The sequence below is a fragment of the Cohnella abietis genome (assembly GCF_004295585.1).
Classification (GTDB): Bacteria; Bacillota; Bacilli; order Paenibacillales; family Paenibacillaceae; genus Cohnella; species Cohnella abietis.
Genome location: NZ_AP019400.1, coordinates 3,688,795 through 3,712,010 on the forward strand (window position 1 = coordinate 3,688,795; position 23,216 = coordinate 3,712,010).

At 40.3% G+C, this 23,216-nt stretch carries 22 protein-coding genes; 2 read left to right on the forward strand and 20 right to left on the reverse strand.

Features of this window, described 5'->3' with window-relative positions; all coding sequences use genetic code 11:
* Window positions 1–7: 7 nt before the first annotated feature.
* The 7 genes from KCTCHS21_RS15980 to KCTCHS21_RS16010 all read right to left on the reverse strand — a co-directional run bounded on the left by KCTCHS21_RS15980 (window position 8) and on the right by KCTCHS21_RS16010 (window position 8,865).
* Window positions 8–280 carry a hypothetical protein gene (locus KCTCHS21_RS15980; protein ID WP_130610231.1) on the reverse strand — a complete coding sequence of 91 codons (273 nt, stop codon included), beginning with the start codon at window positions 278–280 and terminating at the stop codon, window positions 8–10.
* Between the two features lie 385 nt (window positions 281–665).
* On the reverse strand, window positions 666–1,685 hold the full coding sequence (locus tag KCTCHS21_RS15985) for an aminoglycoside phosphotransferase family protein (RefSeq protein WP_130610234.1): 1,020 nt from the start codon (window positions 1,683–1,685) through the stop codon (window positions 666–668).
* 700 nt (window positions 1,686–2,385) lie between these two features.
* Window positions 2,386–5,538: an MMPL family transporter gene (locus KCTCHS21_RS15990; protein ID WP_130610237.1), complete on the reverse strand. Its 3,153-nt coding sequence runs from the start codon at window positions 5,536–5,538 to the stop codon at window positions 2,386–2,388.
* A gap of 300 nt (window positions 5,539–5,838) precedes the next feature.
* Window positions 5,839–7,401, reverse strand: coding sequence for an MFS transporter (locus tag KCTCHS21_RS15995; RefSeq protein ID WP_130610240.1), 1,563 nt, complete (start codon window positions 7,399–7,401; stop codon window positions 5,839–5,841).
* A 141-nt stretch (window positions 7,402–7,542) separates the two neighbouring features.
* Window positions 7,543–7,872, reverse strand: coding sequence for an ArsR/SmtB family transcription factor (locus tag KCTCHS21_RS16000; protein WP_130610243.1), 330 nt, complete (start codon window positions 7,870–7,872; stop codon window positions 7,543–7,545).
* 88 nt (window positions 7,873–7,960) lie between these two features.
* A complete protein-coding gene (locus KCTCHS21_RS31715) occupies window positions 7,961–8,365 on the reverse strand; it encodes a hypothetical protein (RefSeq protein ID WP_232057854.1) in 405 nt (134 codons plus the stop codon).
* Between the two features lie 227 nt (window positions 8,366–8,592).
* Complete coding sequence (locus KCTCHS21_RS16010; protein WP_130610246.1) at window positions 8,593–8,865, reverse strand: hypothetical protein; 273 nt, start codon at window positions 8,863–8,865, stop codon at window positions 8,593–8,595.
* A gap of 195 nt (window positions 8,866–9,060) precedes the next feature.
* Between KCTCHS21_RS16010 and KCTCHS21_RS16015 the strand changes: the two genes are divergently transcribed.
* Window positions 9,061–9,627 (forward strand): hypothetical protein, encoded by a 567-nt coding sequence (locus KCTCHS21_RS16015; RefSeq protein WP_130610249.1) that lies wholly within the window; start codon window positions 9,061–9,063, stop codon window positions 9,625–9,627.
* Between the two features lie 133 nt (window positions 9,628–9,760).
* Here the strand turns inward: KCTCHS21_RS16015 and KCTCHS21_RS16020 are convergent, their stop codons facing one another.
* The 13 genes from KCTCHS21_RS16020 to KCTCHS21_RS16080 form a co-directional block, all read right to left on the reverse strand.
* Window positions 9,761–10,228 (reverse strand): GNAT family N-acetyltransferase, encoded by a 468-nt coding sequence (locus tag KCTCHS21_RS16020; RefSeq protein ID WP_130610252.1) that lies wholly within the window; start codon window positions 10,226–10,228, stop codon window positions 9,761–9,763.
* A 64-nt stretch (window positions 10,229–10,292) separates the two neighbouring features.
* The gene (locus tag KCTCHS21_RS16025) at window positions 10,293–10,973 is read right to left on the reverse strand and encodes an ABC transporter ATP-binding protein (protein ID WP_130610255.1); all 681 of its coding nucleotides are present in this window, start codon (window positions 10,971–10,973) and stop codon (window positions 10,293–10,295) included.
* Window positions 10,963–11,658, reverse strand: a complete 696-nt coding sequence (locus tag KCTCHS21_RS16030; RefSeq protein ID WP_130610258.1) for a hypothetical protein — start codon at window positions 11,656–11,658, stop codon at window positions 10,963–10,965. The genes KCTCHS21_RS16025 and KCTCHS21_RS16030 overlap by 11 nt, the downstream gene beginning before the upstream one ends.
* Complete coding sequence (locus KCTCHS21_RS16035; RefSeq protein WP_130610261.1) at window positions 11,655–12,293, reverse strand: hypothetical protein; 639 nt, start codon at window positions 12,291–12,293, stop codon at window positions 11,655–11,657. The genes KCTCHS21_RS16030 and KCTCHS21_RS16035 overlap by 4 nt, the downstream gene beginning before the upstream one ends.
* Window positions 12,286–13,134 carry a hypothetical protein gene (locus KCTCHS21_RS16040; RefSeq protein WP_130610264.1) on the reverse strand — a complete coding sequence of 283 codons (849 nt, stop codon included), beginning with the start codon at window positions 13,132–13,134 and terminating at the stop codon, window positions 12,286–12,288. The genes KCTCHS21_RS16035 and KCTCHS21_RS16040 overlap by 8 nt, the downstream gene beginning before the upstream one ends.
* A 383-nt stretch (window positions 13,135–13,517) precedes the next feature.
* A complete protein-coding gene (locus KCTCHS21_RS16045) occupies window positions 13,518–14,285 on the reverse strand; it encodes an Imm51 family immunity protein (protein ID WP_130610267.1) in 768 nt (255 codons plus the stop codon).
* A 545-nt stretch (window positions 14,286–14,830) separates the two neighbouring features.
* Window positions 14,831–16,021, reverse strand: coding sequence for a trans-sulfuration enzyme family protein (locus KCTCHS21_RS16050; RefSeq protein WP_130610270.1), 1,191 nt, complete (start codon window positions 16,019–16,021; stop codon window positions 14,831–14,833).
* Between the two features lie 47 nt (window positions 16,022–16,068).
* A complete protein-coding gene (locus tag KCTCHS21_RS16055) occupies window positions 16,069–16,905 on the reverse strand; it encodes a carbohydrate ABC transporter permease (RefSeq protein WP_130610273.1) in 837 nt (278 codons plus the stop codon).
* The gene (locus KCTCHS21_RS16060; protein ID WP_197726470.1) at window positions 16,905–17,705 is read right to left on the reverse strand and encodes a carbohydrate ABC transporter permease; all 801 of its coding nucleotides are present in this window, start codon (window positions 17,703–17,705) and stop codon (window positions 16,905–16,907) included. Before KCTCHS21_RS16060 ends, KCTCHS21_RS16055 begins: the two co-directional genes overlap by 1 nt.
* A gap of 178 nt (window positions 17,706–17,883) precedes the next feature.
* Window positions 17,884–19,233 (reverse strand): ABC transporter substrate-binding protein, encoded by a 1,350-nt coding sequence (locus KCTCHS21_RS16065; protein ID WP_130610279.1) that lies wholly within the window; start codon window positions 19,231–19,233, stop codon window positions 17,884–17,886.
* A gap of 95 nt (window positions 19,234–19,328) precedes the next feature.
* A complete protein-coding gene (locus tag KCTCHS21_RS16070) occupies window positions 19,329–20,276 on the reverse strand; it encodes a CehA/McbA family metallohydrolase (protein WP_130610282.1) in 948 nt (315 codons plus the stop codon).
* 21 nt (window positions 20,277–20,297) lie between these two features.
* Complete coding sequence (locus KCTCHS21_RS16075) at window positions 20,298–21,125, reverse strand: metallophosphoesterase family protein (protein WP_157994058.1); 828 nt, start codon at window positions 21,123–21,125, stop codon at window positions 20,298–20,300.
* Between the two features lie 25 nt (window positions 21,126–21,150).
* Window positions 21,151–21,951 (reverse strand): HAD-IIA family hydrolase, encoded by an 801-nt coding sequence (locus tag KCTCHS21_RS16080; RefSeq protein WP_130610287.1) that lies wholly within the window; start codon window positions 21,949–21,951, stop codon window positions 21,151–21,153.
* Window positions 21,952–22,356: 405 nt separating this feature from the next.
* Here KCTCHS21_RS16080 and KCTCHS21_RS16085 point away from each other — a divergent pair, with 405 nt between their 5' ends.
* A complete protein-coding gene (locus KCTCHS21_RS16085) occupies window positions 22,357–23,208 on the forward strand; it encodes a MurR/RpiR family transcriptional regulator (RefSeq protein WP_130610290.1) in 852 nt (283 codons plus the stop codon).
* Window positions 23,209–23,216 lie beyond the last annotated feature (8 nt).

The following is a 23,216-nucleotide window of genomic DNA, read 5'->3' on the forward strand; positions in this document are numbered from 1 at the left end:
TCACCTCCTATTTTTTTAATTGATCAGTTTCTAACTTACTTGTTGTTTTTGTAAATCCATAGGAAAGTATTAAAAAACCTATTAAGAAAAAGAACCAGAAAAAAAAATTATCAAAAAAGCCATCATAGTTAAAGGTTCTTGGCACTGACGCCCCATGCGAAGCAAATCCAGCAGCATGTATTGCACCGGATAGTTTTTCAATAATTCTTTCGGTGGTATAAATCAATCCACTTGTAATCATGAAAATAGTCCCTAAGATCTTATAGATGTTTTTCCCCATAAAAGGCCCACCTTTGTTTTTGATCAATTCTCAACTGGTTTAAGAAATTCGTAATAACATGACAAAGGTTATTCGCCATGGAATTGAACTATCCTGCTCATTCTCTAAAACCAATTTTGCTTCAGGAAGATCTTTGTTGGCCCACATGCGTTTATTGCAATGTCTACTTTCTTGACAGCGCTCCATATATTAGTTCAGATAAAAACATGGACGCGATTCATACGCGTCCACATTCAAGTCTCTACTCAATCATCTTTGCACTCAGCTTTGCATACAATACAAAGGTTTTATGAAGGCTTAAAGTTGGGTGGTCTCTAAATTATTTCTCAGTTATTTACCCAGTTTAAAGAAGTATATTAGTAACTTTCTCATATGATGAACTAATTTAATTGAGCTTATGAAGTGTGCCGTTCTTATGTTCCTTGAGCAGATTTGAGAAAAGCTCGCTAGAGTAATCAATCCTACGCTCAGGGAATTCTCCTGAAAGTACAATCTTCAACATATGAAGCAAACGTTTACCCGTTAGTTCAGTAGGCCCGAGAGACCATTGTCTAATACTGGGGCATAAATATATCAAGCCACAGTAACGAAATGCAGCCCTCAATCTTTCATAAAAATCATCATAACTAAGTGATATATCGTTTGCAATTAATTTGTTGTAATAAACTTTGGCATGCTCAAGGTTAAAATAACTGGCCAGGTCAATATAAAAAGGCGCATAATAGCACCACCCGAAATCAATAAAATATGGTTTTCCATTATAATAATGTATGTGGGAACCATCTACCGACTGCAAATCTCCATGCGTAAGAGTCAGGCTTTCCTTCTCATCGTACAAAGCCTCCATATCACGTGCAAAAGCGTTGGCTTTGTCCCGCAGTGATGGCAGATATGCACCAAACTCCCTGCAAAATTCGGGATTCTGATCCATAAGCGTTTCAAAATGGTCCACAGAAACTTGCGTCACCAAATAATCTTTCCAATAATGACCGTCAGCATGGGGGAGCCAGAGCATCTCCTGACCTCTACACATATTACGTGAATGGATTCTAGCTAATGCCTCCGCAACCCTTGGAGACCAATCTACGCAAGACGGAGGAGATTTAACACTTCCCAAATCTTCTATCGCCATCCATCTAGGCTCATCTGTTTCTATATCGAGTGAAAAAGAGGCGGGCGTGTTTCGATGACCCTGATCAGTTAACGTTTTCATCGCCATACGTTCTTTTAGAGCGGCTTCTTTAAATATCACGCTCTCCTTTTGACCATTTTCGTAAGTAACCTCTATACGACGTACTTCAGCACCCGACCACCCACGTTCAGCATCTGTCATATACCCCTTCTCTAAATGACTTACCTTTCCGCGTTGAAGTAGTTCGGCTAAACCTTGAGCAATTATGATCATATTATGTTCCAAATTAATCTACCTACCAATCTATTTATTTTTGGTTATTTTTTAAAGCAAAGAAAGGGCAGAAAATGAACATATTGTTCATCTTCTGCCCCATAAGGAATTAACTAACGGATAACATGATGTCCCAATTCAAACAATTGCCAAAACAAATGAATCTTTGACAATTGGGGAAAAATGTAAAAAATCCGCGCATGAGAGCACGGTTCCGCAGTCAACTAGAAGTAGTCGATGTCCCATGTTCTTAACTATTGCAGGGTTATTCCATTTATTTCATAAAGAAATAAACCACTTAAATAAGCGGATCCTGAAATTCAAATGGAATAAACCTAATGCAATTAACTAGCTAAGAACAACTGCAGACACTTGATACATCCCCCTAATATTGAAACTAGCTACAGTTTAGATTGAAACTAGGAAATAGTCAATAATGTTATGCATCAGATCCAGAAGCCATTATAGACCCAGGCAGAATGCTTCCGTAAACCGTTTCTTGCTCATAATGTAATCCCCTCCGTTGCCTACTCCAGTATACAAAGAGGTACCCATAGACTGGACCCTTTTTTCTAAGTGTCCAGTCTATGGGTACCAGTGTAGATACATGCCCTAGGTAACCCTTTTTTCGATTTATTTAGTGCGTGGAATTATGGGAGACATGCTGCCCCTTCAACTGATGCTCGCCGCGTGCACGGCTCTATTGCTCCTCATTCGGCCTGCGGCCCATGAAAGGCCACCAGTTGGCTGGCCCGAACGTACGGACCATAACTGGAATAAATAGTGGCAGCATGAGCAAAGCATACATAAACAGTCCACAAAGTACGATAGTCGCAATTTGTAGGAGCGACATTACGCCAGAAGGTAGCATCGCGGCAAACGTACCTCCTAGAATGACCGCTGCAGACATAATGACTGTCCCCATGTTTTTCATTGCTTCAAGAATAGCTTCCTGCGGCGAGAGATGGCGGTACTCCTTGAACCGATCCATCAGGAAGATACTATAATCGATGCCGAGCGCTACCAGCATGACGAAGCCGAAGAACGGAACCGCCCAACTGATGCCCGATTGGCCTAACAACCGAACAAATATGACCTCTGCAATCGCCATCGAAGTATAATAGGTAACCAGCAGTGAAGCTATCATATACAATGGCATGACGATTGAACGGAATAAAATGATCAAAATAATCGATATTCCGATCAACATCAAGATAACCGTACGCGAATAATCTGCTTTCGATATGTTGCTCAAATCGTTGTTCATGCTCGTTATGCCACCAATGGCCACCTGTGACTCGCTATATGCGGAGCCTTGAATTGCACGATTCACAGCCGATTCAAGACCGTCGATTTGCGCCATTGTTTCTTGGGAATACGGGTTGCTATCAAATACGACATCGAATTTAGCCGTTTGACGATCCTCCGACATATACACATTAAGCGCCGTTTGGAATTCCTCATTTGCAATGGCTTCTTCCGGGATGTACCAGCCTGTCATTTGTTTATTCGGCGATCCGGCAAGACCATTTAGGTAACCCCCTGCCAAAGCGAGTCCATCTGTTACCTGAGTCAAGCCAGCTACGCTCTGATCAAGGCCGCTTGTAAGCTCGCCAAGCTGATCGTTAAGTGAAGCAAATCCCCCCCGCAGTTCTTTCTGGCCATCTGTCAGCTCGTTAAATCCTTGTGTTAGGCTTGGTAGCTGAGAGACGATTTGTCCTTGGCCTGTAGCGGCCTGTGCAATCCCTTTTTGCAGCTCGGACAGTGCAGCTGCCAGCTTACCAAGGCCAGCAACCAGTGACGACTGGCCTTCTGCTGCATGTAAGAAGCCTGCATTGGCCTTCGTCATGCCTGAAGAAATTCCGACAAGCTGCGCGTTCAGCTGTTTCAATTGACCGCTAATACCTGAAGCTCCCGCTTGCAGTTGAGCCAGTGTGCTTAGTGCTTGCTTGTAGTTTTCATCATTTTGCAGCTCTGGGTAGCTCTCTTGAAGACCAGTTAGTCCTTGCTTGACGCCTGACAAACCATCCGCAAGCTTCGCTTGCTCCGATGCAATGGCTGTATAAGCACGTGCCAATTGTCCAAGACCTCCGCCCAGCTTTGCATAGCTGGCCTGCAGCTGCTTGCTTGCGCCTGCCAACTGCTCGGCACTGGTCTGCGCTTGCTTCATTCCCTCGCTAAGCTCGCCAGCACCAACCGAGCCGTCCTTCAAGCCTTGCTGGATGCGTTTCAAACCATCACCAAGCTGCACAATACCATCTTTCAGTTTATTTGCACCAACCACGAGCTGCCCGGCACCATCTACGGCCTCATTCAATTTTGGCGCATTTTCATTCAGAGCGCTGCTTGCTTCTGATAGCCCATTCCGAATTTTTTCTATGCCTTCGCCACTTTTGCCAAGACCATCCTCCAAAATCACCACTTGATCGGAGACAAGAAACTGCTCCATAACCTCGCCTGTAGGACGAGTAGCGCTGCGCACTGCTTTTACGCCTTGCGTATTTGCCAACTCTCGGCTTACTTGCTCCAATGTAGCAAGCCCCTCAGGCGTATCCAGCGGCTTGTTGGTTTTGACAATTACGGTTGTCGGAAGTGAATCCCCAGGGCCGAAGCTGTCTGATATGATGTTAAAAGCTTTAACCGAATCGTATTTATCGCCAATCTCATCTAACGAGTTAAAAGAGATCGTACCTTTGTAAGCTGTTAAGAACGGAACAATAATGACGGCTAATATAATGAGCGCCCATAATGGACGTTTCAAGGAAAACTTGCCGACCGTTCCCCATAGCTTGCTTGGCTTATGTTCCAAAGAACCTTTTGCCGGCCAAAACAGCTTTGTTCCGAGCACTGCCATAAAGAACGGTACAATCGTAAACAAAGCGATGAGCAAAATAGCTACGCCGACCGCAACGGCAACAGCCGAGCGATAAAGCATAAAGGTAGAGAAGCCAATAGCCGAAAAACCGACCAATACAGCTAATCCAGAGAACAATACGGTTCTTCCTGCTGTACGGTACGTATTGACGATCGCTTCCGTCTTATCACCGCCACTATGGCTAAGCTCTTCCTTAAAGCGGCTGATGAGCAGAATGCAATAATCGGTTCCTATTCCGAACAATACGGCGACCAAAAAGATCTGCGTAAAATTAGACAACGGGAAATCGAAGTATTCGACCAGAAAAGCAATAATGGACTGCGAAATTAAATACGTAAATCCTACCGCTACAAGCGGCACGAGCGGCGCGAGGGCCGAACGGAATACAACGAACAAAATAACTAGAATAAAACCAAGTGTAATGAATTCTGTCTTCTTAAGCCCATCTTGCGAGCTTTGGAGAACGTCCTCGGAAATCAGCCAGTTACCCGTATAATAATGCTCCACTTTCACATCCGAGATCGCCCCGTATAGGCCGTCGCGAAGCTCGGAGATCTCACGGTCGCCAGTCTCGACATTCACGAGGGCAATGATGGTGTTGCCATCCTTGGATACCATCTGCTCTGCCAGCTCTTTGGTATCAAAATGGGTAATGACTGTCAACACGCCGATCGACTTCCCATCGCTCTTAAGCTTATCGATACCGCCCTTCACCTCTGCAAGGTCTGCAGCTGACAGCCCTCCATCCTTATGGAATACAAGAACGGTTGGCATTCCGCTGCTGGCGCCAGAGCTATCGCTCGCCCCAATGGCCTTCTCTAATTCGCGAGCTACGGTCGAAGAGTACCCATCTGGAACATTAATCTGCCCCTTCGTTCGTACCAGATCCTGCATGCCAGGTGCGGTAGCCATAAGTCCAACCGCTGCAATTAGCCAAACCGCAAGCACTAACCATCTAAACTTCAATACTATTCTCATTTCTAATCAACCTCCAAAAAAAGTTAAAATAAGGATTCATCATTTCCTTTAGTTTTTATAAAAGTAAATGGCTTCTTGCTCTTTTAAAACGCTCGATATACTTGAAAATAAGCGCATGCTTCTTATCCTCCATCCTGTCACATGTCTCCACACCTTCCTCAGTAAGCGCAAGATATATGACACGCCGGTCTTTCTCACCCGGTATTAACTAACGAATCATGGCGTGGGGCTTAAATTTTTTGATGATCAAGCGGAACGACGACGTAGTGGTTGGGATGACTAATAACAAGTGAAAGAAGATTAATTCTCGTTCTGTGTTTTCTTTTTGTTTTTAATCAAAATTGCACTCGCAAATGTACCAATTAATAAGAAGATACCAATCAATAGTGTTACATTTTGCATACCTGCGTTAAAAGCATTAAAAACGATCGTCTTCATTTCATCAAAAGCTGGCACATCTTTAAATACTTCCACTTGCTTGCTATCAAAAAGCTGTGAACCTCCAAAAGCTCCAGCTTTATGGAAAACATCCAACATTTGATTTCTAAACTCGGCAGGAATATTGGCTACCTTCATGATATTAGTGTTCAACGAATCGTTATAACCTTCCGTTAATTTAATTCCTAGCAGTACAACACCAAAGGAGATACCCAATTGTCTAAAGACATTTAAGATACCAGAAGCCATGCCTACATACTCCTTATCAACTGAACTCATAGCAGCAGTTGTAATAGGTGGATTGACTAAAGCATTACTAATACCTAAAAGAATAAAACCAGGCATTAGATAGCTCCATTCAAACGGAGCTTTGATCATATAACGCATAACAAATATTCCGATTGCACCAATAAATAGCGCTCCACTAACTAACCAACGATTACCAATCTTCCCTGAGATAATTCCTGCAATCGGACCAAGAACTATTGTAAAACCACTAATGAGCAACATTTTTGCGCCTGTATCAAATGCTGAATAACCCATGTAATTTTGCATAAGAATCGTTAAATAAGTAAAACCTCCATATAGTCCAGCACCTAATACAAAAGCTGCGATATTAGCTCCATTAAATGTCCAATTTTTAAAAATTGATAATTCAATCATCGGCTGTTCTACTTTTCTTTCGGTAACAATAAAAGCTATTAATAAAATAAGTGATAATCCAAGTAAGCTTAAAATGTGCCAATCAGTCCATGCGTAATCTCCATTCACCGACTTTTGAATGAAGGCCAAAATCATCGTAAAAATCATGGCTGTGCTGAAAATCAGTCCCCAAATATCAATTTTTCCATTTCTGTTTGTTTCACTTTCTTTTATAACAAACATTCCTAATAATATTGCTACAATCGCAACAGGAATGTTAACAAGAAAAATAGATCTCCAACCAAAAGCATCAACTAATGCTCCACCAATCAAAGGACCACCGGCAATAGCAAGCCCCACGGCACTACTCCAAATACCTAGTGCAAGTCCTCTTTGTTTTTCAGGAAATGAAGAAGTAACTATCGTTAATGATAATGACATCATAGCTGCTCCACCAATTCCTTGAAATCCACGGAAGATATTTAACCAAGTATCACTGTTTGCTAATCCACTGGTTAAAGAGCCAATCATAAATATACCCAATCCTAATAAAAAGACTTTTTTACGGCCGATAATGTCTCCTAATTTTGAAACTGGCAACAACATTGCAGCATAAACTAAAGTATAGGCATTCAATACCCATTGTAGATTTGAAAAATTCGATGAAAAAGCTTGTTGTATATCCGGTAATGCAACATTGACAATAGTAATATCTAACATTGCCATAAATACGGTTAAACTAACTGTGACTAAAACCCACCATTTTCTTTTTGATTGTATCAAAATAAAAACCCCTCTCGTGTATACATGCACATAAATGCATGTATATATTAAAATAAAAAGCACTACATTATTTCGAATTCACGATAAATAATGTATATGTGCGTACAAATGCATAAATATATTAAAATAAAAAGCACTGCATTATTTCAAATTCATAAGTGCTTTCATATTGTTAGCTGTTTCTTCAAATTTATTCACAATGAAATTATTATTTGTTTTGTAATAAACTTCTCGGCCTTCTTTTCTCCTTTGAACTATACCGAAACGACTCATGAAATCAAGATGCCGAGAAATAACTGAACGATTCTGTGGAAAATATTCTGCAATACCACCGATTGTCATTTCACCATTTGCTGAAAGAAAAATCAACAACTCACTACGCACTGGATCGAGTACTGCTCGGAAAAACTCAATATCTATATTGTCTTCTATCAGCTTTTTACATTTATTTGGATCAAGATTTAATCCCATAGGCCTACCCCCTAAATTTATTATATGCATTTGTGCACACATGTCAACTTATTTGAAAATGATAATTCAGTAAGTGGAGTTTTTGATATTATATAATTATCCCACCAAACAGGGGGGGTCTGATAAGATGATGTTTGGAATACTCAACTCGGTAGTACAAATAGAAATACCTATAAACATGATTATGCACTATTATGGGACAATAATAAATACCAACGTCATAACTCCAAAGACTATGTACCTGCAACAGGACATTCCAAACCCTTTTTACTTTTGCCAGCTCCCCCTGCATCAAACCGGATGTGAGGTTCTCCCTCACCCCGGCTTTCCGCTGTTCTTCTTTCTTCCGCGTTACATGTGCAACTAGTCCAAATGGGTTTATTTTTTCTTCAATTTCTAACAAACGGGGGTCAGTCCCAATCCTCTTCCCCTTTTCAACATTCACTATATGGATGGTTTCATTTCGTGCTCTAGCAGCAGCGTTGCGGCTCATTTCTAAAACGTCCTGCCAAGTGAATCTTCAGGATCTAATGCTACAGCTTGTTCAAAAGCAGCTATCGCTTCCTTATCATGTTTAAGGTAATACGGAAATGCCAAAGAGGGTCGTCCTCGCCTTGCTCTTGCACAGATAACAATATAGTTTTCTTGGTTATTCAATGCTCTTGCCAAATGGCTTCTAGTATTACCCGCTGGAGTGGCTTTTTACTGATTTCAATCTTCCTATTTTTTTAATTGTTCAGTTTTTAATTTACTTGTTGTTTTCGTAAATCCATAGGAAAGTATTAAAATACCTAATAAGAAAAAGAACCAGATAAAAAAATTATCAAAAAAGCCATCATAGTTAAAGGTTCTTGGCACTGACGCCCCATGCGAAGCAAATCCAGCAGCATGTATTGCACCGGATAGTTTTTCAATAATTCTTTCGGTGGTATAAATCAATCCACTTGTAATCATGAAGATAGTCCCTAAGATCTTATAGATGTTGTTCCCCATAAAAGGCCCCCTTTGTTTTTGATCAATTCTCAACTGGTTTAAGAAATTCGTAATACCATGACAAAGGTTATTCGCGATGGAATTGAACTATCCTGCTCATTCTCTAAAACCAATTGGGTGATATGTCCAGCTTCAATATGGATAACAATTTGGAAACAGAGGAATGATAATCATATATTGAAAGGAGTAATATAAATGATTAGAAAAATATTACTAGTTAGTATTCTAAGCTTAATTCTTGTATCCACTTCCCCAGCTTATGCGAACTCAAAAAACACACAACCTATAACGATTGTGAAAAAAGTATTTGAAGATGTAAATGAACAAAAATGGTGTTCAATTCCGGAACTATGGACTAGCAAACAACGAGAAAGTTACTCTTTATTTTTTTGTAAAAATAGTACATCAGATCGTTCTGACGGACTTTTTAATATCAAAAAAGCTTCAATCATTGACTGGAGAGAACTACCCAGTAAAATTGGTATAAATCACATGTCTAACGGCGTGCGTCAGGCAATTGAAGATGAACACCTTGAAAGTAAATTTTTTTATGTTGCCGTGGATTTGCAAGTAAAAATAGAAAGTAAATATTTCATCAATGGTACTAACTACCCTCTTTTTGCTTTAATAAAAGAAAAAAATAATGATTGGAGAATCATCCAAATGTCAGTTGTACCAACATCTTCAATGATTCAGAACGGATATGGGTTTAACACACAAGATGAAAAAACATTTGACGAGAGAAGATTACAATATACCTAACATCATAGTGACTGAATAAAAGGTGTCGCTTCGTTTCCTAGGGCTGCAGCAGAGTAAAGTTCCTACCACTGCCATAAAACAAGCTCTTCTTACTATTAATCCTTATGTTTTTGACTTCCTACAATGTATCTTCCTAACTAACTACTAATTTATAAACCGGCTCATCGTGAAATGCCTTCTCGACCTCACCTGTTGCTACAAAACCAACCTTTTCATATAAACGAATTGCGGCTACATTGTCATGAATAACTGTTATATAGATTTCATTACATTTGTAATGTTGGATCATTTCGTTAATGACTAACTTAATACATGGAACACCATATCCTTTTCCTTGATATTGGTAACCGAGCATAATGCTAACAAGTTCAAATCTTTGGTTATCAGGGTTTAAACCATGACAAGCAAACCCAATTATAGTTTCACCATCATAGATGGCTCTTGCTTTAAATTTATACGTATAACAGACCCCAAGGAAATATGCATTTGATCCAACCCATCTTTCGAAAATTTGTATTTTTTGTTCCTGATCTTTATCAGATATTAATTTGATGACTTGTTCGAAATTTAAGGGCGATACATCTTCTAAACGAATATTCATTAGACAACTCCTTGTTAGTACTCTTATGTTCTAGGAAGAATCCGGAATCCTACCAAGCCTGCTACTATGCGTCTTTAGCGGTCATCAGATCATTCTCCTGTTCTAAATTTTTATGAACACCTATTATTTTCCCCTCTGAAATAGTAATGGTATGGTCACATAATAATTGAATATCTTCTTTGTTATGAGAAGTCATTACAATTAACTTTTGTTCTGTTCTCAGCTTCTCTAATACTTTTCTTAATGTTCCCACAGAAGTTTCGTCTAGAGCATTAAAAGGTTCATCCAATATGATAATTTGTTGATTTTCCATAATAGCCTGAATAATCCCTAATTTCTGCTTCATTCCTAATGAGTACTTATTGAATTTCTTCTTGGTTTTCCAGTCCAAATCAAATATATTCATAAAATATTGAATATCTTCACTCTTAGTTACATTTCTTATTTTAGCTAGCATTTTCAAATTCTCATAACCTGTCAGATGTCCTATAAAACTTGGTTTTTCAAGTAGTATCCCTAACTTATCAGGAAATGAAATATCCTTCCCCAAAACTCTCCCATCTACTTTGACCTCTCCATTAGTTGGCAGTATCAGGCCAGTAATCATTCTCAAAAACATTGTTTTACCGCTTCCGTTCCTACCAACTACTCCGTAAATATTCCCACTTTCTAGAGAGACATTTATATTTTCAAGAACTTTAATTTTACCGATTGATTTGGTGAAACTAGTTGCTTCAATTTTCATGAGAGGATAACTCCTTCTTAAGGCTTCTTCTTTGAATAAGAGCAACTAGTACTATGGCAAGGACTATACTTACAAGAACATCTAACAATGTAATTATTGGACTACTGGAGCGAGGTAAGATATAAAAAGCCGAATCCTGATAATGATTGGTCATAGCTAATAAAATTGAAATCCCCCCCATTATCATAAAAGCACTTGATTTCGTGAACTTCATTAATAGATATATCTGAGCAAAAACCGCAATTATACAAAACAAGTAGACTCTCGCTATAACCCCTACAGTATTCATATTTATTGTTTGAGCCACCTTGAAATCACTTGAAACAATGTAAAAAAGTAACCCTATCAAATAAAACAATATTACAAATGCCGCAGTGATGATTAAAGCGCCTTTTAAGAAAGCTTTCAACCACTTGGCTTTATTGCCATATCGAACAGATAAATGTTCAGAATTATCGATATAATAAACAATATAGTCAATCAGTGTATATTGTAATAATGTCAACATCATAACGAATAAGCTTTGTAACAGTATTGCATGTAGTGGCTTACCTCCAAAAAGCGTTTGATATATGATTGTAGGATCGGTAATGCCAGTACTATTTAAGTAACGATAACCAACGATAATGCTGCCCAAGAAAGTAAGAAGAAAGAAAGGGTTTATATATCTGAACACGCCAATCATATGAAATCCCTCTTATCACTAATCTTAATGTTTAATAGTGTCGTAATGAAAATTAAACCCAGTAGCCAGTAATAGCTTTCTGCTCCTCTATGGAAGACCCACGAAAATAAAAAGCTTACATCTAGCGAGTAGAAATTCTTTATATAAGGTCGGAGCATCAGGATCTCTAGTGCCATCCATATAAATACAATTAACGTGCAATATCTTCTCACAATCAAGTTGCTAGACCACTTCAAGCATGACATTACGTTGATAAATAGGATAATCCCCAGTAAATATCTAAAGTACCAGTTTGTTAGATGGGGTATAAAATTAATTTCTCTGAGTGATAATGCTCCGCATACAATAAAAAGGAACATAATCGTTACACAGATAAATCCTTGTGTGTAGTATCCGAGTAATTCTCTTCTGAGTATCGTTCTCCTGTTCCCTATTCTGATATACGATAGATTGTTAAAATAGCTGCCCGCAATAGCCAGTCCGATTGTAATGACTGACATAAATTGAAAGACGAAAAACTTATCAAATATCCACTGATCCAACCATTTATTCCCATAGGGAATTCGATACAAAAAGATTACACCGCTAATGGCAATATAAATCGTAAACGCGCAGTTAAATGCAAATCTATGCATAACAATCTCTCGTTTTATAGAAAACTGCACCGATCAACAATAAATCCACCAGCATCCATCCTCCAGTAACGAAGCTGACCGCACTCCAATTTATTCCTTCAATTCCGGATGCTGCTAGCGGTTGAAGGATGATTCGAATGTCATAGATGACTAGACTCGGATAGGCATTAGTGATATAGCTAATTCCATATAGAATGATTACGGGAATTACCATGACGATATATCTGTTCTTCAAATTTAACAGCACGCTCATGCAAAGTGAAAACACAACAAAGATCGAGATGGCTAATGCGTTCAGCAGTGTATACATTTGCACCACATTCATCGGATTCACCAAATAAGCATCATATGCAAAGCTGCCCTCAAGCGGAATATTGAAGCCATATTGCTCTGTCTTATGGACTGTGTCAGGGAATAACGTATAAGTCATTAAAACATTGATCTCCAAAGTAACAAGTACGACAAGGAAGGATAGCAAACCCGTAGATATGAACTTGGAAATAAAGTACGCACCTTTACTTCCTCTCGTAATTTGATACATATACATGGAGGTATTCTTATCGTCGTAATAGATTAACCCGGTGAACAACACAGTAACAATCCAAAATGCGTTACTAAATAAATGATTCCCCCACCCTGCAGAATTCAACAACATCCAAAACTGGAATGGATTATTGCCGATTGTTTGTGTTGAACTAGGGTATTTAGCGAAATATCTAGCTAATGTGATTGGATCAAATACAGCAATAATAAGCAGCACAAGGACTACGATGATTATTTTTTTGTCAGTGATTAGTCTTTTGAAATCAATTTTAAGATAACTTACTAGCAAATCTCCCACTAGATTCCCCCCTCTCCTTTGCGACAAGGATTTTTTGTGAATTGTCCCTTTAGGTAGAAAAAACACAATAAACGGGATACATATATGGTATTATCTTACAACTCTTGTTACGTTTTATGCAACTACTATTAGTTTGCTTAAAGTTGAAGCAAAAGTAGTTGCACAACAAAAAAAGCCTTGATTAACAAGGCCCTAATGCAATCTAATTTAATTAGCCGTACAGATAACGTCTTATTTAAGAACTTAGTGATTTTATTAGCTCGTCCAATACACTAAGCTAGGACTGTACAAGGGCTCAGCTCATATTTACAATCGGTCAGTTTAGAACTTTATTTTCACAAGACAGATGCAAGAAAGGATGTGTTGCACCTTGATATATCCAATCAATCTAGTACAGCTCGTGAAAATAGGTCTTTCATTAATGAGTCATCTTCACATGCTTCCTTAAAGGCGATTGCAAAACTAAGTATGGCTTCTTTATTGTCTGTATAAATGCAGAACGTATCGGCTTCTGGGTCAAATCGTATGATATCAACTAAGTGAGGCATTTTCTCTTCAAGAAACACGGCTGCTAATGAACCCCAATCATAGCCATTGCCCTCAAATCCTTCTTCGGCTCGTGTTTGAAAAACTTCATGCTTATATTTTCCAACACCTAAAATCATTGATATGCTTCCATTATTATGCGCAACTAGCCCAAATGGGTTTATTTTTTCTTCAATTTCTAACAACCGGGGGTCAGTCCCACTCCGCATCCCCTTTTCAACGTTCACGATATGGTTGGTTTCATTGCCTGCTCTAGCAGCGGCGTTGCGGCTCATTTCTAAAAACTTATTGCCATGGGAATCTTCAGGATCTAATACTACAGCTTGTTCAAAAGCAACTATCGCTTCCTTATACTGTTTAAGGTAATAATAAGCGTATCCTATTCTGAAATGCCAAAGAGGGTCGTGCTCGCCTTGCTCTTGCACAGATAAAAAATATTGGATCGCTTCATTATAGTTTTCTTGATTATTCAATGCTCTTCCCAAATGGCACACTAACTCATAATCCCTGTCCGCTTCGGGTATTTCCGTAATTTTGTTGATGATTTTCGCATACTGGCTCTTGTTATGCCAAAGGTTGAGCTGCTTCAATAGACCCTCATCCATCTTTGTAACCTCTCCTCTAACTTTAATAAAAATATGGTTTCCATATATTATAATAACCCATATGATTTATATAAAAAATAAGGGCTATGTAAATGCTAACAAATCGTACTCGGTACCTTATTGCGGCTGAACGCATGGATTGGCGGCTCATAGTGAACGCTCGGTACCTTATTTCGGCTAAAAGTGTGGATTGGCGACCCATAGTGAACGCTCGGTACCTTATTTCGGCTAAAAGTGTGGATTGGCGGCTCATAGTGAACGCTCGGTACCTTATTTCGGAAGAAAGGGGGGATTGGCAACCCATAGTGAACGCTCGGTACCTTATTTAGAAAGAAAGGGGGGATTGGCAACCCATAGTGAACGCTCGGTACCTTATTTAGAAAGAAAGGGGGGATTGGCAACCCATAGTGAACGCTCGGTACCTTATTTCGGAAGAAAGGGGGGATTGGCAACCCATAGTGAACGCTCGGTACCTTATTTCGGAAGCACAAAAATAAAAAGCCGCGATTTGCGCGACCTTTAATGGGACAATGTATTTGACTGGTTTATAGGCTAGCTAACGCCTGATTAAAGTCTTCCATTAAATCATCGATATCCTCGAGCCCAACAGATATCCTAACGGTGTGCTCTAATCGGGTTTCATGCTCGGTGCGAGATTTCTGTTCGGGATTAAGGGCTAGACCCGGGGAATAAATCAGACTTTCGAAGCCTCCCCAACTCACGCCGATTTGAAATAGCTTCAAATTGTTCATTAGCTTTGCTACAGCAGAAGGACCGCCATGCAGCTCAAAGCTGAATAATCCCGTATTCCCGCTAAACTGTTTTGCCGCAAGCTCATGCTGCTCATGCTGCTCCAGCAATGGAAGATTAACTCTGCTGACTTGAGGGTGCTGGCTAAGTATAAGCGCAATTTGCTTCGCGGATTCGGCATGCTGCTTCATACGTAGTCCGAATGTCTTCAGCCCACGAGTAAGCAGCCACGCCTCCAACGGTGCTAATGTAGCCCCAAGCAGAACAATTTCATTGTTCGCGATTGCGTTGATCCGCTCTTGCGAAGCAATGACTACGCCAGCAGTCACATCACTGTGACCTGACAAATATTTGGAAGCGGAATGGATCACGATGTCAATGCCCCATTCAATGGGGCGCATTGTTGCAGGTGTTGCACAAGTGTTATCCATTACCGTTAGTAATCGATGTTCCTTGGCGATTTGGACGACAGCCGGAATATCGAACACATCCATGTAGAAGGTTGATAACCCTTCACAATACAGCATTTTCGTATTCGGCTTAATCGCTGCTTGTACCTTGTCTAATTGTCTGAAATCCACGAAATCAGCAGTAATACCAAACCTAGGCAAGTAGTTCTGTAGCAGCTGATGTGTGCCACCGTATATCGGATAGCTGCACACCACATGGTCGCCTTGACTCAAGCAGTGAAGCAACGTAGAGGAGATCGCCGCCATACCCGAAGTGAATAGCTTAGCCGCCTCTCCCTTTTCCAACGCTGCTAGCTTCTTCTCAGCTATCTGCTGAGTTGGATTAGAAATTCTTGAATAATAATAAGTGTCTTCCTGCCATTGCGCCTTATGGAATGCCTCATACGAATCAAATGTAAATAGTGTATTAATAAATACGGGTGGAACAACCGCTCCTAGAAACGTTTCATCCCCATAGTGGGCAAGAATGGTTTGCATTCCTGCATCCTTGGTTTTCTTCCCTAATTGCTTGCTCATCTTGTCCTCTTCACCCTCTACCTCTATCTATTCAAACTTACCGAGTGTTATCCTTTAACAGCTCCATCTGTCAATCCATTTACAACAAATCGCTGCATAAAGGCAAACATAATCAACGATGGAACGGTTGCTGCTATGCCTCCAGCCGTCATGACACCCCAGTCAATATCATAGTTGTGAATAAACATGTTCAATCCTACTGGAATTGTTTTCAAACTGTCGCTGCTTATTATCATCACTGCTCCCAGCAGATCGTTCCACGCTCCAATAAAAGCAAAGATGAAGGTTGCAATCACACCCGGTACCATTAATGGCAAAATGATTTTGAACAGTGACTGCATTTTGTTGCAGCCGTCGATCAATGCAGCTTCTTCAAGATCCATCGGAATTCGGTCGAAAAAGCTCCGCATTAAGATCAAGCTAAATGGAATAGTCCCAACTGTGTAAAAAAGGATGAGTCCGCCCATTGTGTTGGTTAAGCCAAGCTTGGAATACATAATAATCGTCGGTACTAACACGAGGACACCTGGAATCAATTGTGTTAACAGCAAGCCGTAAATGACAAGTTTATGTCCTCTGAATTTGAATCTCGCCATCGCATAACCGCCAAGAACGGCCAGACTAGTACCAAATAATCCGGTAGCTAATGAAAGAATAATACTGTTCTTAAAAAACACGGCAAAATTAGAGGTTTCAAAAAGGTAGATGTAATTGTCAAATGTAATATGTTTAGGCCAATACTGAATATTTGTTGTAAGGATATCTAATTTGGGTTTTAACGATGTAATGAATAGCCAATAGAATGGCGCTAATACCATCAGCAGATAACCCAACAAAACAACAAAACGGACAATAACAATAGACGTACGTTGTTTTTTGTTCATTATAAGTTACCTGCTTTTTCAAATTTAGTGAGACGAAGGTAAACAAACGTAAATAGGAGTAATAACACCATAAAGAATAGACCAATAGCCGCTGCTTGACCGTAGTCTAGCGATGCAAAAGCTTTCATGAACATGTAGGAAGCTAAGGTGTTGGATGAATTTGCAGGTCCGCCAGTCGTCATAATATAGATCAATTCGGCAGATGAAAACACCCAAATAGTTCTTAGCAGCAATGTAATCAGAATGGTTTGCTTGATATAACTGAAGGTAACATTCCAAAACCTAGAAATCATGCCCGCTCCATCCATTTCCGCCGCCTCGTAAATCTCATGCGGAATAGATTGCATCGCTGCAAGCAGCATGATTGCAAAGAAAGGAATTCCCGTCCAGGCCATGGCAATAATAACCGAGTATAGCGCCATCCTAGGATCGGACAGGAAATAAATTTTTTCGTGAATGATTCCAAGCTTCAGCAGAATATCATTGATAGGTCCGTACTCTGTATTAAATAACCAGCGGAACGTCAAGCCAATGACAAAGGAGGAAACTGCCCATGGCAAGAAAACGACAGCCTGATAAATATTACGCAAAGGAAATGGGCGACTTAAAGCCAAAGCGAGAATTAAACCAAGTACAAATTGCGCCCCTACCGTTACAACTACCCAGATTAGAGTGTTTTTCATGATTAACGGAAAGTTGTTATCCGTAAGAACCGCTTTAAAGTTCTCAATTCCGTTAAAACCAATATCATTAGGAGCGGTCAGCTTATAGCTTTGGAAGGCGTACATGATAGAACTCAATAAGGGATACGCTAGAAAAATAAATAATAGAAAAAAACTAGGAAAGAGCAGTATATACGGTTCATTCTTACGAAGATATTTCAATTGAAGAAACCCCCAGTTACTTCTGAATTTCAAAAACATATCAGGGGTCAGTGAACTAACCCCTGATAGCATAGAAATTATACTAATCGCATCATTAGCCTTTATAATTTGCTGCATGTGGAACTGGAATGTCAGGGTGATCTTTCATAAATTTCTGCTGTGCCTTCGTTAAGAAGTCTCCCAAATGCTTCATTGTATCTTCAGCTGATTGTGTACCCAATAAATATTTTTGTACTTCTGCATCCATTAAGCTTTCTCTGAACTCACCAAGCTCAGGGAATTTGCCATAATCAGCAGGAGGTATCAGCTTCGGATCATTCAACATATCGATAAAACCTTTCATTGGACCTTGGCCTATCTCAGGATCTTTAAGAGAATCTTGCATGATCGGGATCATGGTCATTACTTTACTATATTTATTATTGTTTTCCGGTTTGGATAAAAATTCGATAAATTTCCAAGCTGCTTCTTTATTCTTAGAGTTTTTGGAAATACTGTAGCCCCATGAAGCTCCTGCTCCACCATATGTGTTGCCATCTAATGCAGCAGGATTAGGAATAACCGTCCAAGTACCATCCTTCATGGAGGCTTTTGCCGTAGCTACTACTTCAGTAGTTTGAGCTAGTATTCCAGTTACGCCAGATGTGAAGCCCTGCACCATTTCTTGGTATCCCCAGTTTATGGAGTCCTTTGGAGCCCAGCCTTTTTTATAGATATCGGTGTATCTCTTGAATGCAGTCAATGCTTCGGGTCTTAAAAGAACCGATGTGCCGTCTGCTTCATAGCTTTCACCTTTTGTAACAGAGAAAATGTAAGCTAAGATTTGGTCAAACCCTGCACGAGCTCCACGGTATGAAAAACCATAACGATTTTGGGATGGATCTGTCAATTTCTCAGCGACATTAAACAATTCATCCCATGTTTTAGGTAATTCCAGATTAGCTTCTTTCATCCAGTCCGTTCTTATGAACAATGCACCGCCCATAAAAGCATCCGGGATGAGATAAACATCTTTGAATGGTTCACGCTGCTGTTGCTCGATTGTAACGTTTTTTACGAAGGCTGTAAGATTATCTTTCTTATCCCATTCATCATATTGGGTCGAAATCGGCTCCAGATAGCCTGCTGGAACAAAAGTAGTTAACCAAGCTGGGTAAACGTTGACGACATCGGGCAATGTTTTGCTTTGACCTTGTGTTGTCAGCTTTGCAAACGCCTGATCCCAAGGTACTGTTTCCAAATTAACTTTGATATTCGTATTTTCTTTTTCGAATTCAGCAATGATTTCATTAAAGAATTTCTCTCTCTCGGGCGAGGGAGCAACGTCAGTAAAGCTGATTTCAATCTTCTTACCTGAACCTCCATTGCCGCCGCTGCTGCTGCAAGCAGTTGTAACTAGTAATGCCGTGCTAATAGCTACTAACCCAATCATTCTTAAATTCATCGAAATACCCCTCTCAATGCCATTTTTTATAATGCTATTTCCAATTACAAGGTGCTGCTTCTATGAATAAGAATTCATATTGTTAAAGAATACCCTCACTCTTCGGAGACAATCCAAAATGGCTGGGACCACGCCATCTTGTTGCCACGCCCAAAGCACTCGATACGTACATAGAAGGCTTCACTCAGTTCTTTATTGTGCAATCTGTGATTCTCACGCAATTCCTTCATGGTCAAAGTGGAAGAGCCTCCTTCTACTTTTTTCAAAACAACCCCATTTCGACTAATCCAATGAACTTCATCAGCATCGGATTCTATTGAAATACACTTATTGTTATCCTTTGCTTCAATTTTTGTAATGGAGACTCCCGTTGATGCATAAAAGCGTCCCTCTGAAAGAGCATCGACAATTCCTTTTGGATGAATGGCTTGCGAATCTGGCCACTGCACACAGTTCCAAGCAATAAATTGATCTTCCCGTGCATGCTGGTCATCCGTTGCATGGCCATAAATCCTCCATCCCTTACTCAACAGATAGTCCCAGCGATTAGTCGCTAAAGCCTGTCCAAAAAGTCTTTCGATAACCCCAGTATAGATTTCTATACCTTTAATACCTTCCATCGTATCAAGCATTTGATCTGTACAATAATCATGAACGGGCTTGAAGTTGGGATGATTGAAAATGCAAAGTCCTCCGGCCTGATGCACTCTATCCATAATTTCCTTAGGTGTTAATTCAAGCGCTGGAAGTACTCTGTCAGCTCCAAGATATTGAAGAGTTTGTTCGTCTTTAGCCGCGACCTCTACGGCCGGGATTACACACATCTTCGTATAGGGCTGTAGTTCTTCTAGTCTGAGTAACAAATCATGTTCGGAAAGGGCAAAGTAATCGTATCCAGCTTCCTCATAAGCACGCACAATTGTTAAAGGCTCGTCGGTACCATCCGACCTCGTCGAATGTCCATGATGATTGCCGCGAAGCCATGTGGAGCTGACGTCTGACTCAAAGTAGGGCGATATAAATTTATGTTGTTTTATTTCCATTACTTTTCATTCCTCTCTTAATCAGCAATTAGTTGTTATGAAACGAAGCTCCAAGTCGATGTGCCGGACCGGCGGCTGGATTTGGTCGGCGAAATAAAGTAGTTCCTCGCCCAGCCCTTGTCCGTATTGCGTAAGCAAGTCATCATTCAAGAAATGAGTTTCAATAAATACATCACTGTCTTGTACTGTAATGACCCGGTAAGATGGTTTTATTAGGCAAGCGGCGGTCTGAATATACACCCATGGACTGCTCTGGTGTGTAGAGTGAATATGATTGTGACCGTTGCAATACAACCCGATTCCCTGCTTACTCGCGAGAATGTTTGTTAGCCGGTCATTCCGGATGGAAAGATGCTCCATTTCGGAAAAAGTGGTCGTTCCAAACAACGGGTGATGGGCAAACAATATAACCGGCTTGCTCTCGCTGCTCAATATCAATTCCTGCAGCCAGTCGAGTTGTTCGTCCGAGATCGCTCCAGAAGAGTCATCAGGACACTGTTCCCGCGCCGTATCGATAAACGCCACAATGGCATCCTCCGTCGACACATGATAATACAAGGGACGCTGTATTACCGTAGATATCAGCTCCTTAGGAATCGTCAAAGCATCATGATTTCCTATCGCTTGGTAGAAGTGAATATGTCTCTCATTCGCAATTTGGTAGATCCGGCCGAATTCCGCAGGAGAACCAGAATGCGTTAAGTCACCAACTGATACATGCATATCGGCCGGGACCTGAAATACATGATCGAGATAACGTTTGAGGAAATCTTCCTGATACTCCTTCAACGAAGGATCAGCGAGCGATTGCGAATAATGCAGGTCCCCCATCACTACGATCTTCAACATGGCTATCCCCCCAGTCCTGGCTGTCTTAGATCTGATTGCGCAACTTCCTGAAGAAGCCGTCAATTGTGGAAACCTTATAAGTGGGAACAGGGCTTGCTCGTGGACGACTTCTGTGGTAAGAAATCCAAAGCGTATCGATTCCCGCATTGCTGCCGCCCTTAATATCGGTGTAAATATTGTCGCCAACCATTAGGCAAGCGTCCCGGCTCGTTCCTGAAAGCTCAAGCGCTTTTTGAAACGGATATGGCTCGGGTTTTCCAATGGCAATAACGCTTGGACTGTCCAACATGGAAAGCACCGATGCCAGCAGTGCCCCAGTCTCTGGCACTCGCTCCCCTAACGCACCTGGGTGGTACACATCGGAATTTGTAAGAACTAGTTTTGCCCCCCTCTGCACTTGGTTGACGGTTCTCCTCAATTTCTCGTAATTAAAGTGGACATCCCGGCCTAATACTATGAATTCGGATGTGCTGTGATCGTCCAGGCGGACGACTCGATGTCCAAACCCCTTTAAGCTAGCCTCCAAGGATTCCGATCCGCATACCGATACAGTTACCTTGCCGTACTTCTCTAGCAGATATTTTCCGGTTAAATCGGTAGCTACCATAGCCTGCATTCCCACAACAGGAAATCCCATGTCCGACATATTGGCAAGTACCTCATCCGATGTCTCGGTTGAATTATTGCTCAGAAAAATGATCTTTTTGTTCATATCTGCTAGGTATGAGATAAGTGCGATTGACCCTGGGTAAGGTTCATTTCCCGTGTACAAGCATCCATCCAGGTCAAAAATATATGTTTCATAATGCCCAAGCTCAGATGTCATCCCTATTTTCTCCCGATTCCGATCTATGAAGTATAATTCTTCCAATAATTATTTCCATAGAATTTTATTTCTTATTCACTACAGATAGCCTAGTAGCCTAGTCATGATCCGAAACTTACTGCCTTCCATCGTTCGCTATCGTATTTTAATAAATGAAGATTCGATTCTTGGATCATACCTCCTGACTTCCCGTTCTCATTGGAGAAAATAAATTCTTCGACTAATTAATTTACAAAGAATAATATTCCTTATTGATCAAGCATTTTAATCATAACTATTGAATGTTAACTGAAGATTATTTCGCTGTTTAAATTTTGTTAAACTGAACGTGGTTTACTTGAATGGATTGGAATGTGATAATATAAAATCTTAGATGATGATTAATTAAAATTATGGAGAGCGTTCATGGACATTGCGAAGGATTACCTAGTCATTATTAAAAATTTGTTACCCTCTATGCATCAAGGAGAAAAAAAAATAGCGGAATACATTCTGAGTAACCCCGCTGATGTCATTAATATGACAATTGCTCAACTGGCTATTCTTCTGTCAGTTGCAGATTCAAGTATTGTCCGATTCTGCCGATTAATTGGCTTGAACGGATTTACTGACCTAAAAATTAGTTTAGCTAAGAACATTTCCAAATCATCATACCCCGTACCGGAAGAGATCAGTCTGCATGATGACGATTACTCGATTGCTTTGAAGGTATTCAGTTCAAGCATTCAAACCTTACAGAATACAATAAATACATTGGATAAAGAGGAATTCCATCGGACAGTTCAGCTTTTATTACAGGCTAAGCGAATAGAAATTTACGGCACCGGAACATCCGCCACCCTTGCCCAAGACGCTTATTATCGCTTTATGCGTATCGGTCTTCCAGCTTATGCAGCCACCGATCCTCATATCAGTCGCATATCTGCAAGCATGCTAGATGATGAATGCGTGGCACTTGGTATTTCACATACCGGCCGCACAAAAGATACAATTGAAGCCTTACAAATTGCAAAAGGAAAAGGCGCAAAAATTATTGGCATTACAAGCTTTTATAAAACTCCCCTTCTGGATCTCGCAGATAGCAAATTGGTCATTTCATCTATTGAAGCGGACTTTCTTAAAGAAGCTGTGTCCTCTAGAATTGCACATTTGGGATTAATTGATAGCTTATGTACTTGCCTTATCATACGGAGGTACAAACAGACAGAGCCGCTACTTGACAGTATGACTAATATTCTAAATCAGTTGCGTTATTAGTTTTTTCT

Coding starts and splice junctions, on each gene's coding strand:
- KCTCHS21_RS15980 (WP_130610231.1), bottom strand. CDS start 280: ATGGGGAAAAACATCTATAAGATCTTAGGGACTATTTTCATGATTACA.
- KCTCHS21_RS15985 (WP_130610234.1), bottom strand. CDS start 1,685: ATGATCATAATTGCTCAAGGTTTAGCCGAACTACTTCAACGCGGAAAG.
- KCTCHS21_RS15990 (WP_130610237.1), bottom strand. CDS start 5,538: ATGAGAATAGTATTGAAGTTTAGATGGTTAGTGCTTGCGGTTTGGCTA.
- KCTCHS21_RS16000 (WP_130610243.1), bottom strand. CDS start 7,872: ATGGGATTAAATCTTGATCCAAATAAATGTAAAAAGCTGATAGAAGAC.
- KCTCHS21_RS31715 (WP_232057854.1), bottom strand. CDS start 8,365: ATGAGCCGCAACGCTGCTGCTAGAGCACGAAATGAAACCATCCATATA.
- KCTCHS21_RS16010 (WP_130610246.1), bottom strand. CDS start 8,865: ATGGGGAACAACATCTATAAGATCTTAGGGACTATCTTCATGATTACA.
- KCTCHS21_RS16015 (WP_130610249.1), top strand. CDS start 9,061: ATGATTAGAAAAATATTACTAGTTAGTATTCTAAGCTTAATTCTTGTA.
- KCTCHS21_RS16020 (WP_130610252.1), bottom strand. CDS start 10,228: ATGAATATTCGTTTAGAAGATGTATCGCCCTTAAATTTCGAACAAGTC.
- KCTCHS21_RS16025 (WP_130610255.1), bottom strand. CDS start 10,973: ATGAAAATTGAAGCAACTAGTTTCACCAAATCAATCGGTAAAATTAAA.
- KCTCHS21_RS16030 (WP_130610258.1), bottom strand. CDS start 11,658: ATGATTGGCGTGTTCAGATATATAAACCCTTTCTTTCTTCTTACTTTC.
- KCTCHS21_RS16035 (WP_130610261.1), bottom strand. CDS start 12,293: ATGCATAGATTTGCATTTAACTGCGCGTTTACGATTTATATTGCCATT.
- KCTCHS21_RS16045 (WP_130610267.1), bottom strand. CDS start 14,285: ATGGATGAGGGTCTATTGAAGCAGCTCAACCTTTGGCATAACAAGAGC.
- KCTCHS21_RS16050 (WP_130610270.1), bottom strand. CDS start 16,021: ATGAGCAAGCAATTAGGGAAGAAAACCAAGGATGCAGGAATGCAAACC.
- KCTCHS21_RS16055 (WP_130610273.1), bottom strand. CDS start 16,905: ATGAACAAAAAACAACGTACGTCTATTGTTATTGTCCGTTTTGTTGTT.
- KCTCHS21_RS16065 (WP_130610279.1), bottom strand. CDS start 19,233: ATGAATTTAAGAATGATTGGGTTAGTAGCTATTAGCACGGCATTACTA.
- KCTCHS21_RS16070 (WP_130610282.1), bottom strand. CDS start 20,276: ATGGAAATAAAACAACATAAATTTATATCGCCCTACTTTGAGTCAGAC.
- KCTCHS21_RS16075 (WP_157994058.1), bottom strand. CDS start 21,125: ATGTTGAAGATCGTAGTGATGGGGGACCTGCATTATTCGCAATCGCTC.
- KCTCHS21_RS16080 (WP_130610287.1), bottom strand. CDS start 21,951: ATGACATCTGAGCTTGGGCATTATGAAACATATATTTTTGACCTGGAT.
- KCTCHS21_RS16085 (WP_130610290.1), top strand. CDS start 22,357: ATGGACATTGCGAAGGATTACCTAGTCATTATTAAAAATTTGTTACCC.